The organism is Paenibacillus sp. Soil766, from assembly GCF_001428105.1.
Taxonomy (GTDB): Bacteria; Bacillota; Bacilli; order Paenibacillales; family NBRC-103111; genus Paenibacillus_E.
In genome coordinates this window covers 32,179-49,827 of sequence record NZ_LMSJ01000021.1, presented here as the reverse complement: position 1 = coordinate 49,827, position 17,649 = coordinate 32,179, and the positions used below count along the sequence as shown (strand labels likewise).

The window sequence follows — 17,649 nt, the reverse complement described above, 5'->3', positions numbered from 1 at the left end:
TTGGAGGAATAAAGAAGGTGCTCATGGATGAATAAAGATTTTTGGAAAGGTAAAAAGGTACTTGTCACCGGTCATACCGGATTTAAAGGTTCCTGGTTATGTTTACTGCTTTCCTCATTAGAGGCGAAAGTAACTGGATACAGTTTAAGACCTCCCACATCTCCCAGCTTATTTGAATTATGCCACATAGATCAACTCGTCCCTACCCAATATGCCGATATTCGGGATCTCAACACTTTACAAGCGACTATTATAGAAGAAAAGCCTGAAATTATTATTCATATGTCAGCACAGCCGTTAGTCAGAGCCTCCTACTTAAACCCTGTTGAAACATTTGAAACTAATGTCATGGGGACGGTTAACTTATTAGAATCCGTACGAAATGCCGTCCATAAAGGCATTCCCATTAAAGCGGTGATCAACGTAACGACGGACAAATGCTATGAGAATAAGGAGTGGTTATGGGGTTATCGGGAAAATGATGCACTTGGCGGATATGATCCGTATTCCAACAGTAAAGCTTGTTCGGAGTTAGTAACAGATGCCTACCGCAAATCATTTTTTCCTATAGAGAAATTTGAATCTCATAGAGTGGCAATAGCAACAGGAAGGGCTGGAAACGTCATTGGCGGCGGTGATTGGGCGGCTGATCGCTTAATCCCGGATTGCTTGAGAACCTTGACTGAGGGTGAAAAAATTAAAATTCGCAATCCTTATGCCATTCGGCCGTGGCAGCATGTACTGGATCCCCTAAGTGGATACCTGTTATTGGCGGAAAAATTAGTTGCGGATGGATCACTGTATAGCGAAGGTTGGAACTTTGGACCAGATGACGATGGAGGAAAAACAGTAGAGTGGATTGTGAAACGTCTATGCGCCAAATGGGGAAATGGTGCTGCATATGAAATAGAAAAAGGCCAACATCTGCACGAAGCCCATTATTTAAAGCTTGATTGTTCAAAAGCAAAATTGAAATTAGGTTGGCATCCTAAATGGAATGTCGAATCCGCCATTGATAAAGTCATGGAATGGTCACAGGCTTATCAAGCAAATGATGACATAATGGCAATTTGCATGAAGCAGATTGGCGAGTATCAAAACTTAAAAATTGATGTGTAAATGAAGTCAGAATGAGGTGGTTCCATGGACAATGTATATTGTTCCATTTTATCTAAGGGGAGGGTATACCAATTCCTAGCCCTGCTTGGTTCGATGAAAAAAGTGTCAAAAGAGGATTTTGAACTATTTGTACTTTGTGTTGACGACGAGGCCTATTCCTTTTTGAAAAAAATTACCATGAAGGAACTCCGCGTAGTTAATGAAATAGAACTCGAGGAAGATGTTATCGCTTTAAAACAAACAAGGAAGGTCCATGAATACTGTTGGACGTTAAAACCCATTTTCTTAGAACATCTTATGATGAAACATCCTACTGCCACTAGATTAACCTATCTGGATTGCGATTTGTACTTTTATAATGACCCTTCAATTATCTTCAAGAATCAACCTGATTGCTCGGTTCTCTTGTCTCCAGAAGAAAAATACAACCCCTCATGGAGTGACAATTTTACGCGGTATATGCAAAAAGTAACTGGATACTATAACTCTGGTTATATTAGCTTCAAAAAAGATGAAATTGGTCTAGCTTCATTGAAGTGGTGGAAACAGAAATGCATTGAACGATGCGTAATTTCACCTAGTGAGGGTTTTTTCGGTGATCAAAAATATTTAGATCAAGTACCAAAATTATTTTCCGGTAGTTGTGATATAACAACCCCCGGAGTCAATATTGGGATATGGAATGATTTGAAATTTCAATTCTCAGAAGTTGATGATTCGGTGTATGTAAATGAGCATAGACTTATTTTTTATCATTATTGCGGGTTAAGAATTGTGAATAAAAATAAAATCGAGTTGCTATTTAACCAGAAACATATTCCTTTCATCTTTGAACAGTATCAACAGAAGCTCAGGGAGTCAATCGATTTGACAGAACAAAGCGACCCAACTTTCACTGGATATGCATCTGAAGAAGATTTGAAACGATACTGGTAGCTAACCGCTTACTTGTTGGTAGCTGACATGTACAACCCACGAAGTGAAGAAGGTGAAAAATGAAAGCAAGTATTATTATCCCGTCCTATAATTCAAAACACCGGTTATATCTCAATCTGCTCTCCCTAACGTACCAAGATTACTTACAACAAGATTATGAAGTCATAGTGGTCGATAATGGTTCGACAGATGATACGATTGACATGCTTTCCAAATTTAAAGCGAACTTCCCACTTATAACCGTACGACTAGATCAGAATAAGGGAATTGCTTATGGAAGGAACCAAGGCATAGAAAAGGCTGCTGGAGATATTCTGATTTTTCATGATAGTGATATGATCGCGTCAAAAGACTACATTAGAAAGCATATAGAGGCACATCAGATAACAAACAAGGTGGTTTGTGGTTTATGTTGGCGAAGAATTTACAGCTTCTATTATAAAAGTTTTAAAACCTTTCACCAACAGCTATTCAAAAAGTTAAACAACCAATATCCTGAGATCCATCGTGTAAACGATAATGTTTATCAACTAATTTCTGAGCAACAGATCCAAGATGGTTCGTTCATTAACTATGCCTTCGATTTTGATAACGTTTCGCTCTTTTCCTATTTAAAAGACACGCTTCAAACATATGGGGAGCATTTAATGGGTTACCATTTTCCATGGAGATTTTTTCTAACTAATAACGCTTCCGTTGAACGTAAAAAGGTATTGGAAATGGGTTTATTTGATGAAAATAATCCGCACTGGGGATTTGAAGACTTCGACTTAGGCTATAGACTCTACAAATCCGGAAGTGAATTTGCTGTCAGACACGATATCATTAGTTCCCATCAAGAACATGAGCGAAATTATACGACTAAAGAAATTAAATTAAGTACGGATTATTGGTTCGAAAAATATAATGAAATTCATAGTATAGATATGCTTTTAAGCTTATTATTTGATATCGCATCTATTTTCCCACCTATGCAACCGATTATCGAACCCAATCATTTAAACGTATTGATGGCAGAAATCTACGAAATGCAGAAACAAGATGACTGCCAAGATCTTTTGGATCTATTTCGGGAAATGCTGCAACATGCAAAAAATAAATATTTGAATCAAAATGAGCTTACTCCATTCGATTCGGATAAATGTTTTAACATGGTAAAAGATCTTAAAGAGAAATATGGCATGATTCATTTTCCCGAAGCTTTTTATGCCTTACATCATTATCTATCAAAAGTGTAAAATGGTTTTTTTAAAACGAAGGGGGCTCTATATGGACTATCCATTAAATGATCTCCAATCGATATGCAGAGAATTTGGTATTGGAGATTTCATCTCAGTAGAAGGCAAACTAGGTGGATATGTAAATACGAATATCAAGATCAAAACGGATAAAGGCTTATATGTCATTAGAATCTATCGAGAAAAGTTTGACCCGGAGCGAATTCACTATGCACACGAGACTGTTTCCATTCTACGTTCATCCAATCTGCCGGCCTTAATGCCGTTACAAAATAAAGCTGGAAACTACTTTTCAACCCGAAATGAGTACTTTATAGAAGTAACACCGTTCGTAGATGCGCATCATTTTCAGTGGCTTCCGACGCAAGCATACTTCAGCGGGAATATGCTTAGTAAAATGCACCAAACACTTATGCATGCACAAAAAGAGCCTCCAATAAGAGAATCTATCTATCATTTTTACAATTGGAGCGTGCCCAATGACACGCCTAAATTGCAGCCAATTTACAACTGGACGCCTCACCAAATAGCCCAAATCTATCAGATGAATGATATGATCCTAAACTATTCCCATCATTTAGAAGACGTTCTCTCAAATTTACCTACAACGATTTTACATGGAGACTGGAACCCAGGAAATCAACTTTACCAAGAAAACGGCGAGGTCTGCTGTATATTAGACTTTGATTCGATTCAGCGGGGGGAACGTGTCTTCGATGTGGCCTATGCCTTATATTTTTTCTTATTAAAAGAGAAAGGCAAAGGTTTAGTGAAGCCTTTCATCCAAGGTTATGGAGGGTTATCTGAACAAGAAAATGGGGTACTCCCAAGTATGATTGCTAAGCTCGGATTGTTTTTTGGGAGTTTTATTAATAAAGGAGATCTTGAGTTTGCAAAGCAACAGAAATTGGTGGAATGGGTATTCTCCCCCGAAGGGGTACAAGTGTTGCAAGAACATGGTTAATGCTAGAATTAATAGTGAGGTGTACCTTTGTGAAAGGAACCATTATTATACCGTCGTACAACGCCTGTGAGCGTCTTTATTATAATCTGCTATCCCTAAATTTTCAGGACTATCCACATGATCAATTTGAAGTCATCGTGATCGATAATGGTTCTGCTGACAATACTGCGATAATGCTATCCGAATTTCCAGCGAGTTTCCGCCTTAAAACGGTTCGAGTAGATGAAAATAAAGGGATTGCACATGGAAGAAACCAGGGTATTATAAAGGCGTCAGGAGATATCCTCATTTTTCATGACAGTGATATGATTGCGGAGAAAAGTTTTGTAAGAAAACATATCGAAGCACATCAGAATGATAATACTGTTATTTGTGGAAGTATTTGGATGGAGATTTTCACCTATTATTACAAAAATTTTGAGGATTTCAGAATCCCTGAATTTAATAAAGTGAAAGATCAATTTGACTTCCAATCCGAAGATTTGGATCTTGATGTACGACCAGTGATACCTCGTGAAAAGATTATCGATGGCAGTTTCATAAACTATAGCTTTAGAAAAGACACACCATTTATCCAATCTCTAGAAAGTGTAATCCAAGAATTTGGATTAGACTTAAACGGATATCATCTACCCTGGCGGTTTTTTATCACCAATAATTCCTCAGTACCTAGAAGCAAAGTAGTAGAGGTCGGTCTATTTGATGAAAAGATTGTGAATTGGGGTTTTGAGGACTATGATCTTGGGATTCGGCTTTATAAGTCTGGATGTCATTTTAAACTCCTCGATATTGTAAATGTCCATCAGGCACATCCAAGGAATTACGCGAGAGGGGAAGCTCTTAAAAGCTTTGATTATATATGTGATAAGTATAACGAACCTCCACATATTGATATAGTTCTCGCTTGCATCACCACATTTTTGCGTGGTTCTCTATCCATTGACGAAAAAGATCTCAACTATATTGTGGAAGATCTTTATACTCTTCAAAAAATGGGTAAATACAATAGACTATTGAGTTATTTTCTAGCACTCATTCAAATCAAGAAGGAGTCCATTCTGAATAAGCTTAAGAATCAAGTAAGAAAAATGCCAATCGTGAGCATGTTGGACAGTGAACTGGAGCTTCAGTTAAATGAACTGGTAGGGATAAATGAAACAGTATACTTTGTACATGTTTTATTAGACCTGCAAAAGGAGCATAAAGGGACTTAATCTGGAGGCGCCGCATGGCTTTCGGTATGTGTTGTACAGACGATATATCTTTAGAGATCCGCGTGCAGCGCGGTTTTTTTATGTTTTAGTTGGTGTTTTTTGTCTGAAACTGACGATTTTTATTGACATAAAATAGGCCTTAAGGCATAGTAAATCTAGGATATTTATGCTAATTCACAATAAGATTAACTATGACGAAGGGGAGCGACATGGGAAAAGGACGACGTATTTATAGTGTACTGCTAGTGGGGACGCTGCTGTTGGGGAATGGACTTTCAACCTCGGCTGAAAGCACAGCAGCCGGTTTCACGGATATTGAAGCATCTTACCCCTACACCAAGCTAGAGATTGACCAGTTGGTGAAATCGGGCATTATAACCGGTTATGAAGACGGGACCTTCCGCCAGAATAACACGGCAACTCGTGCCGAGACAGCTAGAGTGATCGTCCTCACGGCGGGGCTAAAGACAAACCCGGGGGGAGCCGATGTGTTTCGGGATATTGACTCCAAGGCTTGGTACAAAGGAGACGTCGGCGCCTTGGTGCAAGCTGGAATTGCAAACGGGACGGCGACCGACCGATTTACTCCCGATGTTACGATAACCCGTGAGGAATTGATTGTGTTTTATATTCGCGCCTTAGGGTTGGAGAAAACCGCTAAAGAACAGCAATGGGAGACTGGGTTTTCCGACTTTTCCGATGTGGCGGATTGGGCGAAGCCAGCGGTCGCGCTCGCCGTTCGGATCGGCCTCGTGCAAGGAATCGAACAGCCTGGTGGACGGTTAGCATTGAACCCGAAAGCTGCGGTCGTACGGCAAGAGTTGGCTCATATGGCATACGAGTTCTATACGAACCGAGTTACTTATCAGGAACGTGGTGACCAATTATCATTAATAGAGACGCCTTCCAAAGAGGCGAGTATCCAGGCGGTTTCCGTTCTAAACCCCACTACGGTTCAAGTATCGTTTGATTCGACGCTTAAGGCTGCGAATGCCGATGACTTCCGTTTCGAACCTCAGCTTCAGGTTCAAGCCGCTTCTCTACAGGCAGGAAACGAGAAAGTTGTGAAGCTGACAACGGAACCTCAAATTGGCGGTACTGTGTACAAGCTGATCTTTAAAGGGAAAGATACAGGCCAAACGCTTACCGGTGCGAGAGCTGCTTCGGTTTCCACCGGCGGTGATACGGGCTCAGAAGAGCAGATCAATGTGGCCGACTTGCTGTCAAAGGGGGAACCGTTGACGAATGTGACGATTATGTCCTCCGGCATTTTCGGGCCTAGCAATGATAGCGGGTTAAGAACTGTGATTACTGGCACGCTAACTCTTGATCCAGGTCCGGAAGGCGAAGTGACGCTTCGCAACATTGAACCTGAACGCTTGGTCGTGTTATCCGGAAAAGACGGCACGATCAAGCTGCAACAAACGGTTATTAAGCAATTGAGGGTGAACGCCATCAATAATGGCGGAAAAGACGTCCGTATTGAAGCGCAAGACGGAACGGATGTCACTGAGATTGAGGTTGAATCGCAAGGCGTGCTGGAATCTTCGTCGTCCACGGGGAAACTCGGAACAATCAAGCTCGCATCAGGAGCAGCCGGGAAGTCGCTGACGCTGAAGGGGAATATAGAAGGCGATGTAGAAGTGAATGCACCGGGTTCGACCCTCAAGTTAGCCCCTCCGAGTACGGGGAATTCCCAACCCACAGTGATTAAGAACTTGAAAGTCGGTCAAAACTCTACCATTCAATCGGGCACTGGTACCACCCTTTCAAAGGTTAGTTTGACCGGTAACAATACAAACTTATCAATCCAAGGCACCGGTACAATCGAGACGGTCGATGTGGATGAGTCAGCGGATGGGGCGGCATTAAATCTGGAGAGCGGAACCAACATCGGGACGATCCAAGCCAGTTCGACAGTGACATTATCAGGCGACCCGGAAGCCATTACGAAGACCAAAATCGAAGGGAGCGGTGGAGTCAAACTCTCAGATTCCATCAAAAGTTCCGTTAAGGCGAAAGCGCTAGACAACGCTATTGCTGCAATCGACGCCATCGGCGATTTCACCGTTTATTCGGAAGAGATTCAGGGCTTCATTGATAAAGCAGCTGAATTTGTTAAGCAAGCCAAAACCTTCGGAGCCGAAGATACGGACATCTCTAACTTAAGCAAGCTTACCAGTATGCAGACGACCGTGGCCGAGCTCAAAGGGGAGGTAAAACAAGATGAAGCCTTCTTGACCATACCATCCAAGGTGACCGGCACTATTTCCTTGCCGACGACGGGGACAAAAGGAACTGCGATCGTATGGATGTCTAGCGATTCATCTATTATTAGTTCGAGCGGGGGCGTACAACGTCCTAAGTTTGGAAGTCCCGATGCTATCGTTACACTTACGGCAACGGTGTCCAAGTTGGGATACTCGTCCGCAAGAATGTTCAATGTAACGGTGCAAGCTCAGGAATCGGTCACGCCTACCGTCACCAAAGTTGTGTATGAACCGAAGGTTACCGTAACATCCTCCACCTACCAGCTCGAGATCTTGGCCAAACTTAGTGATTACAGTGTGGTGAATGTGACGTCTCAGGCGACTGGTTGGACTAGCTCGAACCCAACTGTGGCGAATGTTTCTGCATCTGGCTTGCTTACCAAGGGAACAGCCGGAACTACAACGGTGACCGCGATGTATAGCGGGTTCACTGCTAGCTTTGAAGTAACTGTCTTTGATGGGACTTTGACTTATTCTGCGAGCGGACAGATCTGGACCAGCGACACGGGGACAGTCGTTCCGGGCCATTCCTATGTTCCCATTTCATGGGATACAGATAAAAAATTCACCATCCCGTCCAGCGACTCTCGCGAGTATTTCATCGTTGAATTAAACGGTTTTCTTGATGACAATTCGCATTTGAACGCAGTAGTGACCGGTATGGATGGAGCACAGGTTGTCGATATCTATAGTAATCATTATGTCATCATTCATCATGGAAAGTTTACTAGCGGGACGACATATACCTTCACGATCAGCGGGCTGAAGTATACCCATCCTAGCGATGGCCAGAAGGTTGTAAATCCAATTACAATTACAATTGTGAAAAACTATATCAATCTAGCTTTATAGAGTCGCCGGCATTTGTCCGGCGGCTTTTTGTCGACCTAGCGGAGGGGGACGGATTGGAATTCACTTTATTAGTACGATTCCAGGTATACTTTGGAAGTCTCTTTTTCATAATTTTATGAATGTTCACCTCTCGTATCCCATATAGTTGCAAATAGGATGAACTTGTACAAGGGAGGCATGATCGTGAGCGTAACGACAGTCCCAAAGAAAGTTACACTGCAAATCGAAGGGATGACCTGCTCAGCCTGCTCAGCTAGGATAGAAAAAGTTATAGGCAAGCTTTCCGGCGTTCAGTCGATTGCAGTGAATTTGCCATTAGGACGTGCTACTTTGCAACTGGAGTCTGCATTCTCTGATGAAGAAATCATTATTGAGCGCATACAACAATTGGGCTATGGTGCAAGAACATACGAAGAATATGATAAACAACATGTTGATGAGGGAGGAGCCTTAACCATTAGGCTCCTCATCTCGACATTTCTCACAATTCCAATTATGTGGGCTATGGTCCGCCATTATGCTTGGACATCAGAAATATGGATACCAGAACTATTCCTTGCTCCTTGGTTTCAATGGTTGCTTGCAACTCCGATTCAATTTGTAATTGGCGGGCCATTTTATTTTAATGCCTTCAAAGCACTAAAGAACAAAACCGCCACAATGGATGTGCTCGTTGTCCTCAGTACAACTTGTGCTTACATGTACAGCCACTATATGACGCTACATGCTCTAAAAACGGGAATCCCCAATCCGCATGGCATCTATTTTGAGTCTAGTGCGATGATGATCACTGTAGTTCTTTTTGGAAAATGGCTAGAAGCCACTGCAAAGAAGAGAAGTCTTAGGGCAATTCACCTACTTCGCAAGCTTGAAGCGGAAACCGCGCATAGGCTGGATAAAGGGTCTTTGGAGCTTGTCGCGTTAGACAAGATTTGCGTCGGCGACATCCTTCAGGTTGAGGAAGGTGAATTGATTCCTTTAGACGGGGTTGTGGTCGAGGGGCGTGCGATAATGGATGAAGCTCATTTGACTGGAGAAGCAGTACCCGTTCTCAAGCAAGTCCATGACAACGTATCAGGAGGTTCTCGTAATGTTGAAGGAATGATCCTGATGAGAGTCACGGCTGCTAAGGGAGAAACTGCTTTGGCTAAAATAATACGATACATTGAAGAAGCACAGGGCTCTAAGGCAAGTATTCAGCGCTATGCTGACCGGATTACGGCGGTATTCGTGCCAACAGTCGTTCTATTAGCAATGCTTACGTTTCTAAGCTGGTTGTATGTGCTTTCACCGGGAGATACCACAGGCGCGATGTTTAAAGCTATCGCTGTATTAGTAATTGCTTGTCCATGCGCACTCGGTCTCGCAACACCTATCTCGATCCTAGTTGGCACAAGCAGAGCTTTGCAGTCGGGTATCTTGTTTCGCGAAGGCAAGTATGTGGAGCAAATGGCGCAGATTGATGTTGTATTGTTAGACAAAACGGGCACAGTTACTTATGGAACGCCTACTGTCATGTCGCTACTTTCAATCTCCAGCCAAGAGATGAAGCTATTGCGTATGTCTGCTGCTGCGGAGCTGAAGTCGAGGCATCCTTTCGCCGGAGCAATTCTTCGTGAAGCGGCACGACAGCATGTAACAGTTAGAGAACCTGATACTTTTGAATCGTTACCTGGACAAGGCGTGAAAGCTACTGTTGATGGACAAGAGGTGCTTGTCGGCTCAATTGACTTCATGAATACACACCAAATTGACAACAGAACGTATTCTGATTTGGCAAATCGCTGGACTCTTGAAGGGAAATCCGTGCTCCACGTTGCGATTGATGGTGCTTATGCAGGAATGTTTGTATTGACGGATACACTAAAGCCTACTTCACCACAAGCGATTAGACAATTGAAAAAGAGGCGGCTGGAGGTAGCCTTGTTAACGGGTGATCATCGTCAAACCGCTGATACGATTGCAGCTCAAGCGGGGGTACGCATCGTTTATGCGGAAATGAAACCTACAGATAAAGTTCATATTGTGAAGAAGCTTCAGCAACAGGGGAAAAAAGTAGCAGTCGTCGGTGATGGAATTAACGACGCACCTGCTTTAGCCGCGGCGGACATCGGCATTGCTGTCGGCACAGGCACGGATGTAGCCAAAGAAACAGCCGACATCAATTTGCTTCATGGTGATTTGCGAGGCGTAACAGCAGCATTCGAAATCAGCCGCGCTACCATGCGTAACATTCGTCAGAACTTAATCTTTGCACTCGTTTACAATGTTTTTGCGATTCCACTCGCATTTATGGGTGTACTTACGCCTTGGATCGCAGGAGCAGCTATGGCCTTAAGCTCTGTCTCTGTTGTTGCAAATGCGCTTCGATTGCAGAAAAAGAAATTGCAATAATAAGTCAGGCCAACGGATTCCTTTTGGAATGAGTTGGCCTGTTTGTTTATTGTATACGTATAGCTCGTATGAGCCATGTTGAACTTTTTATTATTGCGTATAGTAATTGAGGTAAGAAACAGCTAAAAATAGCTCGTTCGAGTCAGACTAATTTGCAAACAAGCGACTATGATAGTGAGAATAGGTATAAATCTAATCAATGTGGAGGTGTTTGATAAAATGAAAAAGAACCGCGTAATACTGGCCTTATTTATATTTATGCTTTTGATCACTACACTCATGATTTCACCGTTTGCGTTAGCAGCGGAGCACGATCATACACACGGAACTGACACTTCTGTCAGCGGCACAAACGGCAATTCCGTTACAGGGCTTATTATTGTCGGAGTTATATCCGGCCTAGCTGTAACGATCGGGGCATCTGCTTTAACCATGCGTCTCCGAACTAATGCAGCGAAGCTCAGTAAGATGACCATTATGATGGCAGCCATGGCTGTAGCGATGATGGTTGGACTGATGGTTGGAACGGTCAGCGGAATTTGGTTGCAGTCCTTATTCTATGCGACAGTTATTGGCGTAACGATCGGTGTATCGGTCGGAATTTATGCAGGTTATGCTCATAGTTGGCTCGCTGCACTGGACGGCATGTTATCTGGAGTGATGAGCGGCATGATGGGGGCAATGCTTGGCGTTATGATTATGGAGGAGCATCCCTTGCTGATGATCTTGTTCATGGATGCCATTATACTGATCGCGGTGATCATTCTTTATCAAACTTTAACAGTGAAAGATCTACCATCACGATGGATAGAGGATCAGCTTGAACACACAGAGCTGCAACGTTAAAAGCAATCGAATCATCACCCGGTATTTATACAGTCTCGCATGCCATCACAATAGAAGGTATTTTTCACATGAATCTCACCAATAATGATACGTTCTGTCTCTAAATAATGGTTTGAACGGAATTTACCCAATCCGCCATTACGATAGCCCGATTGAACGAAAGTTCAAATAAAATCATAATAAAAACTAATTTATTTATAGAGGGATTTTCTACGCAATTGTTTATAATTTATAACAAAGGATGGAATTGATTATAAACAGTCATTTTTTCAAGAGGAGAACTACATATGGTCATGAAAAAGTATTTGCAAGCAGCCAGCAGTATTATGCCAAATGAAAGTGGCTTGCCGCGGTATTCACCGCCTGCTCTGTTAGAGGCTCTACAGTTTTTGGAAGAGGAACTAACAAACAGAGGATTTGTTTTTCAAACAAAACCTGCTTCGCAAGCGGAAGGAACACTCAAGTTAACCGTATCTGATACCAATGGTATCGGAATGATCGCGCAAGTAAAGCTGTTCCCGATGCTTGCTAGCGAAACGATGGAAACTATCTCTCAGGCAAACAATAGAATTGATTTTATCCGTGAATATACGTTGCCGGGTGGGACAGTTACGTTGCCCCTTCCTAGTGCTAGATATTTGCTCGAAGTCTCTAAAGGCCCATCTTACAAGATTGTGAAGCAAGAAATTTTCATTAACGCAAATGAGGAGCTAAATTGCCAAATTAGCCTTCCACAAATGGCGGATTGGAGTGGAGAAGGCTGGTATGCTGGAGACTTGCATCATCACAGCGTTTACTCAAGTCCTCTTCACGGTGGTACGGATGACGTTATTGAGTCACCGCAACAAGTGGCATTTTCTATGGAAGCAGCAGGGCTTGCTTATGGTGCGTTAAGCGATCATCACAATATTAAAAATCATCAACAGTGGCTTGCTACAGCTACCAGCTCATTTTTACCAATTGTCTCCAAAGAGATCTCTACGACCAATGGACATGTACTGTCACTCGGTGTACATTCAGACGTTATTTACAAAATACCGAAACAGGAAGAACGTACAGAACCATATTTGCGCCAAGAACATATTCGGACTTCGGATGAAATCAGAGCTCTTGGAGGTCTTCCGCAGATCAATCACCCGTGTGACAGGAATCCTGCGATATCATTAGATCCGAAGTTTAGGGATATGGTCGAAATATTTGATACGATTGAAATATGGAATGGCTCCAACCCGATGATCCCAGGTACGCCTAACTATGACGCTTTTAATTTCTGGATGTCGTTGCTTGAAGAAGGGCGTTATGTTGCAGCTACTAGTGGCAGTGATACTCACAATATCTGGGTAGATGACTTTCACGGACTACTCGAAAAATTTTCATGGATAATCGCTAGTGGCAATCAATTAGTTGACTCTCTTCCAGCTGAACGCCAGGATATCATACGCTATCTCATAGAGGTGCTTCAAGAAACAACGCCTATTATGGAGGAGTGGGCAGAAAATCGCTTAGGAAGCGGTTGCGTGCAGACGGTTATCCAAGTAGAACAGGCATTGACGGTAGAATCGACTTTGAATGCCCTGCGCAAAGGACATAGCTTTTTGACGAGCGGGCCGTTGCTGAAGGTTTCTTTGGAGGGGAAAGGCCCTGGGGAAACACTTATAACCGATAAAACGTCAGTTAGCGTTGATATTACGCTTTTGTCTAACGTTCCACTGGATAGACTTTGCTTGTTCACGAATGGCGAGCAACGAACGTACTTTACACTTACGAATCGACTTGTTGACACAGAAAGCGAAGCTCAAGGCGTGGAGGGTGTCTATGATTATAGTTTGCAACTTCCTGACATTGCTGCGGGTCAAGTTAAATGGATTGTAGTAACCGTAGAAAAAGGCAGGGAATTCAGAGCAATTAGCAACCCTGTATTTATTGAGGCTAGATAAAGAGTAATTCGTAGATATCAGGATGCGGATCCATCGTGTTGGCCACTCTACGTAATTCTCTAACGCGCAACGATAGCATAATAATCAGGGAGCAGATCGCCTCGCGGCAGCTGCTCCCTGAATACGTTAAAGCAGCGGTTAGGAAAGTTACAAATGTTTATTTGAAGGAAATATTGAATCAAATGGAGAAAATTGGTAATACCAATTATAAGGAGGACTGTAACCTTCATTATTTGGCAAGGAAATGATTCATGCGGATGGGGCTATTCAAATAATATATGATATTTGATTAGACCGTCCTTAGGTTTATTCTATTGAGGTGACTAATATGAAAAAAGTGATTTCCATGTTCATTATCCTTTCATTGCTTACTGCTTGTAATCAGTCCAAAGGTTCTTATCCCGCTCAAGTCATGTGGGGGGATGTTATTTATAGTGTATCTGCTGAAAGCGTGCCGTTAAAGGATATTGGAGAACAAATAGGTGAGACAAGTAAAAGAATACGTCCTTTGCCTAAAAATAATGGTGAAGCAAATGATGCGGAAGTATGGAGCAAACTATATAAAATAGTTGGTGTTGATCAACGGAAAGCTATAGCTATTAAGAAAAATGATATCTATTTTAAAGCATCAAAATAGAAGGGTTATTTCGATAGTGGATAAAGGTATCCGTGTAAAAGCTACTGGTGAAAATACTGCATTCCTCTTTGAAGAGAGCGGTGCGGTTTAGCGACGCTGGACCTCTTCCTGTGCATCTAAGGATAAATTTGAAAAACTCTCTTTGATTTCATTTAAAAACATGTCAGCAGCAACGGAAAAAACCTGATGTTTTCTCCAAACAAGATTTAAGCCAGATTCAAGTCTTGGCTTTAGCGGTCTAAAACAAAGTTTACTCTCACTAGACGTATTCACAATTTTATCAATGGTTACTGCATAGCCGATGCCCTCTTCGACCAGGATGGCAGCATTATATAGAAGATTGTATGTAGTCACGATGTTTAGCTTTTCAAAATCTTCACCAAACCAATCCACAAATTCATTTTTAGACAATGTCTGTTGGATTGCCTGGCGCGAACAGATTAGTGGAAGATGCAATAAATCTGCGGCTTGAATGGTATCCTTTACAGCAAGAGGACTGTCTTTCCTCATGACAACGCCCCAGACATCTTTTTCTGGAATATTTATATAATTATATTTCGATAAATCTGCAGGATCTATTAAAATACCAAAGTCAAGCAAGCCTTTGTCAAGCCGCTCAGTCACATCGTCCTCGTTGCCGCTGAACAGGTGATACCGTATTTTTGGATAATTTAACTGTAACTCCTTTACTACGTGTGCAATTTGCTTCATGGCGTAAGTTTCCCCACCCCCAATGTATACATCACCACTTACTATTTCTTCCATGGAACTGAATTCTCTCTCTAATTTATCGACCATATTAACGATTTGTTCTGCTCTCTTCCGTAGGAGCATTCCTTCATCTGTCAGAATGATATTGTGACTACTGCGATTAAATAACTTTTTACCTAATTCTTGTTCAAGGTCTTTTAATTGTCTTGATAAGGTTGGTTGTGTGAGATGCAAAAAATCAGCAGCACCTGTAATGCTTCCCTCTCTTGCAACTGTAAGAAAATATCGCAAAACTCTCAGTTCCATAAACGCTCCTCCTTTTTTTATTTGTAGTATCTCTAGATGAAATGCTTATTAAGCATATCATGATATGAGATATAAGTATTTGTTATATGGGGAATAAATATCTACAATAAGTTTCGAAGGATGAAACAACAGCGGGAGCACTTTTCTTATAGAGGCAATTTGGAGGAGATTATGGAGAATCAAAAGAAATTACTGATATTAATACTAACAATCGGTGTTTTCGGTATCTTAAATACCGAAATGGGGGTTATTGGGTTATTGCCTTCCATTGCTGACCACTTTCATGTCAGCATAACAAAAGCAGGATTGACGGTGAGTCTTTTTGCAATTGCGATTGCCGTATCTGGTCCTACGATGCCGTTATTGTTTTCTGGAATAAATCGCAAAAAGGTCATGTTACTTGTATTAGGTGTTTTCGTTTTAGGAAATATTGCATCTATCTTTATAACTAACTTTACCATGCTTCTAATTCTTCGTATAATTTTGGGTTTCTTTCATCCAATTTATTGTTCCATGGCGTTTACAGCAGCTGCTTCCTCAGTAAGTAAAGAAGAAGCGCCAAAAGCTGTTTCTAAAGTATTTATTGGAGTTTCTGCTGGTATGGTAGCCGGCGTACCGATTGCCAGTTTTATCGATAGTGCCTTTTCGTATGAAATGGCGATGGCATTCTTTGCCGTGGTTAACTGTATTGTATTCATGGCTACATTGCTCTTCGTACCATCTATGCCAATAGAAGAGAGGCTTTCGTATCGTACACAACTTTCCGTATTAAAAAAATCGATTGTTTGGCTTTCCATCGTGACTGTCGTTTTATTAAATTCTGCTGTATTCGGAGTTTATAGTTATATTACAGATTATCTAAAAACAGTAACGCACATGCCTCCGAATGTCATAAGTCTTACGCTATTCATTTTCGGTGCAGCCAATATTATTGGGAATCTTGTCGCAGGTAAATTACTATCTAGTAATGCCATGAAGCCTGTAATATTTTTTCCTTTGTTCATGGGTGCTGTTTACATTATTTTTATCTTCGCGGGGCAATTTACCGTACCAATGGCAATTGTCACTTTCATTTGGGGTATATTGGCTGGAGGAATAATGGCCAATATAAATCAATATTTGATTGCATCTGCAGCTCCTGAAGCGCCTGACTTTGCAAATGGCATATTTATAGCTTCCTGTAATGTAGGAACAACACTGGGTTCAGCCGTAGGCGGGCTATTTATATCAGGAATGGGTACACAATACGTTATATTAGTGGGAATACTTTCATTATTACTGGGTCTGGTAACTATTCTTCTAAGGAACTTAAAGATTACCTCTAAACGACAACTTTTAGGATAAGAAATACTGAGATAACTCTACTAAATAGGCTTTAACCTTTTTTCAGTAGTATCTACCAAAAACCCTCTCCTAATGAAACATACTGAATATGATAAAGTATGAGTTTCTTGGAGGTGGGGATGTTGATTCAACTAAGTGGAATCGTAGGAGGAAATACATCAATTGCAGTGGGAGCCCGAAAAACGGTACTGCTCCAGCAGATCGTGATTCGGGTGAAAAGTCGTCAAAAGCTCATATTGAGAAATCTTAACTATTTACTCAATAACGAAGCCTTTGCTATCAAAATAGAGGCTGAGCCTTCACCAGGAGTGTTTATTGCAAGAGGTGGGGCTGGCGATCTAACCCCCAATAAAGTACTGGTTAACAACACAACCGGGTCTGAATTGACGATATTCCTGCTTATTAGCGCTGTAAATACGGCCAATAACACCAGAACTTTGAGTCGTTCCGACAGCTGGCGCTTGCTGCTTCAGCGTAAGTAATGAAGGGAAGATATAGGCGTCAGCTATTAATGTTATTCTTCAAGCAATCAAGTGTTTTTTGAACATTACCCAAATGAAACCATGAATCTGGCCGTCGCTACTAATTAGCGATGGTTTTGTTGTTGTCAATTGACCTCATCTTAACTACAACAATCAGGGATTCGGTTATCCTCCTAATTCGAGAATTGCTATAAACTAATGGTGCACAACAAGTTAGGTGGAAATCGGATGGGTAGTGGCGGATGGAAATCTGAAAAAATTACATGTCAAGATGGGAAAATAATTGCAGGTGTTATGTATCCTAAAAGCCAAGAAAAAACAAAGCAAGGTTTTGAAACTTATTTTGGCACGAATTTTGTTACGATCGATTACTTTTATCTGTCACTGAGTTACTAACGC

At 41.7% G+C, this 17,649-nt stretch carries 14 protein-coding genes; 13 read left to right on the top strand and 1 reads right to left on the bottom strand.

Translation table 11 applies throughout. The features are described from left to right. Nucleotides 1-27 precede the first annotated feature (27 nt). From rfbG to ASG89_RS16565, 10 genes are all read left to right on the top strand, one after another. Nucleotides 28-1,119 carry a CDP-glucose 4,6-dehydratase gene (rfbG, locus tag ASG89_RS16615; RefSeq protein ID WP_057311821.1) on the top strand — a complete coding sequence of 364 codons (1,092 nt, stop codon included), beginning with the start codon at nt 28-30 and terminating at the stop codon, nt 1,117-1,119. A gap of 24 nt (nt 1,120-1,143) precedes the next feature. Next, on the top strand, nt 1,144-2,055 hold the full coding sequence (locus tag ASG89_RS16610; protein ID WP_057311820.1) for a hypothetical protein: 912 nt from the start codon (nt 1,144-1,146) through the stop codon (nt 2,053-2,055). A 59-nt stretch (nt 2,056-2,114) separates the two neighbouring features. Beyond that, nucleotides 2,115-3,293, top strand: coding sequence for a glycosyltransferase family 2 protein (locus ASG89_RS16605; protein ID WP_057311819.1), 1,179 nt, complete (start codon nt 2,115-2,117; stop codon nt 3,291-3,293). A 31-nt stretch (nt 3,294-3,324) separates the two neighbouring features. Beyond that, nucleotides 3,325-4,257, top strand: coding sequence for a phosphotransferase (locus ASG89_RS16600; protein WP_057311818.1), 933 nt, complete (start codon nt 3,325-3,327; stop codon nt 4,255-4,257). Next, nucleotides 4,209-5,471: a glycosyltransferase gene (locus ASG89_RS16595; RefSeq protein WP_082593329.1), complete on the top strand. Its 1,263-nt coding sequence runs from the start codon at nt 4,209-4,211 to the stop codon at nt 5,469-5,471. Before ASG89_RS16600 ends, ASG89_RS16595 begins: the two co-directional genes overlap by 49 nt. 209 nt (nt 5,472-5,680) lie before the next feature. Then, nucleotides 5,681-8,593, top strand: coding sequence for an S-layer homology domain-containing protein (locus ASG89_RS16590; RefSeq protein WP_057311816.1), 2,913 nt, complete (start codon nt 5,681-5,683; stop codon nt 8,591-8,593). Between the two features lie 183 nt (nt 8,594-8,776). Further along, nucleotides 8,777-10,987 (top strand): heavy metal translocating P-type ATPase, encoded by a 2,211-nt coding sequence (locus ASG89_RS16585; protein ID WP_057311815.1) that lies wholly within the window; start codon nt 8,777-8,779, stop codon nt 10,985-10,987. A 219-nt stretch (nt 10,988-11,206) separates the two neighbouring features. Then, nucleotides 11,207-11,833 (top strand): hypothetical protein, encoded by a 627-nt coding sequence (locus ASG89_RS16580; protein ID WP_057311814.1) that lies wholly within the window; start codon nt 11,207-11,209, stop codon nt 11,831-11,833. Between the two features lie 287 nt (nt 11,834-12,120). Next, nucleotides 12,121-13,770, top strand: coding sequence for a CehA/McbA family metallohydrolase (locus tag ASG89_RS16575; RefSeq protein ID WP_057311813.1), 1,650 nt, complete (start codon nt 12,121-12,123; stop codon nt 13,768-13,770). Nucleotides 13,771-14,098: 328 nt separating this feature from the next. Continuing rightward, on the top strand, nt 14,099-14,407 hold the full coding sequence (locus tag ASG89_RS16565; RefSeq protein WP_057311811.1) for a hypothetical protein: 309 nt from the start codon (nt 14,099-14,101) through the stop codon (nt 14,405-14,407). 87 nt (nt 14,408-14,494) lie between these two features. On the opposite strand, the gene ASG89_RS16560 is transcribed toward ASG89_RS16565, so the two are convergent. Continuing rightward, nucleotides 14,495-15,424 (bottom strand): LysR family transcriptional regulator, encoded by a 930-nt coding sequence (locus ASG89_RS16560; protein WP_057311810.1) that lies wholly within the window; start codon nt 15,422-15,424, stop codon nt 14,495-14,497. A 171-nt stretch (nt 15,425-15,595) separates the two neighbouring features. Here ASG89_RS16560 and ASG89_RS16555 point away from each other — a divergent pair, with 171 nt between their 5' ends. The 3 genes from ASG89_RS16555 (at nt 15,596) to ASG89_RS36455 (ending at nt 17,646) form a co-directional block, all read left to right on the top strand. After that, nucleotides 15,596-16,768, top strand: coding sequence for an MFS transporter (locus tag ASG89_RS16555; RefSeq protein ID WP_057311809.1), 1,173 nt, complete (start codon nt 15,596-15,598; stop codon nt 16,766-16,768). 98 nt (nt 16,769-16,866) lie between these two features. Further along, nucleotides 16,867-17,250 (top strand): hypothetical protein, encoded by a 384-nt coding sequence (locus tag ASG89_RS16550; RefSeq protein ID WP_235549795.1) that lies wholly within the window; start codon nt 16,867-16,869, stop codon nt 17,248-17,250. Between the two features lie 228 nt (nt 17,251-17,478). Next, entirely contained in the window at nt 17,479-17,646 is a 168-nt protein-coding gene (locus tag ASG89_RS36455; RefSeq protein ID WP_157276685.1) for a hypothetical protein, read from the top strand. The last annotated feature ends 3 nt before the right edge of the window (nt 17,647-17,649 follow it).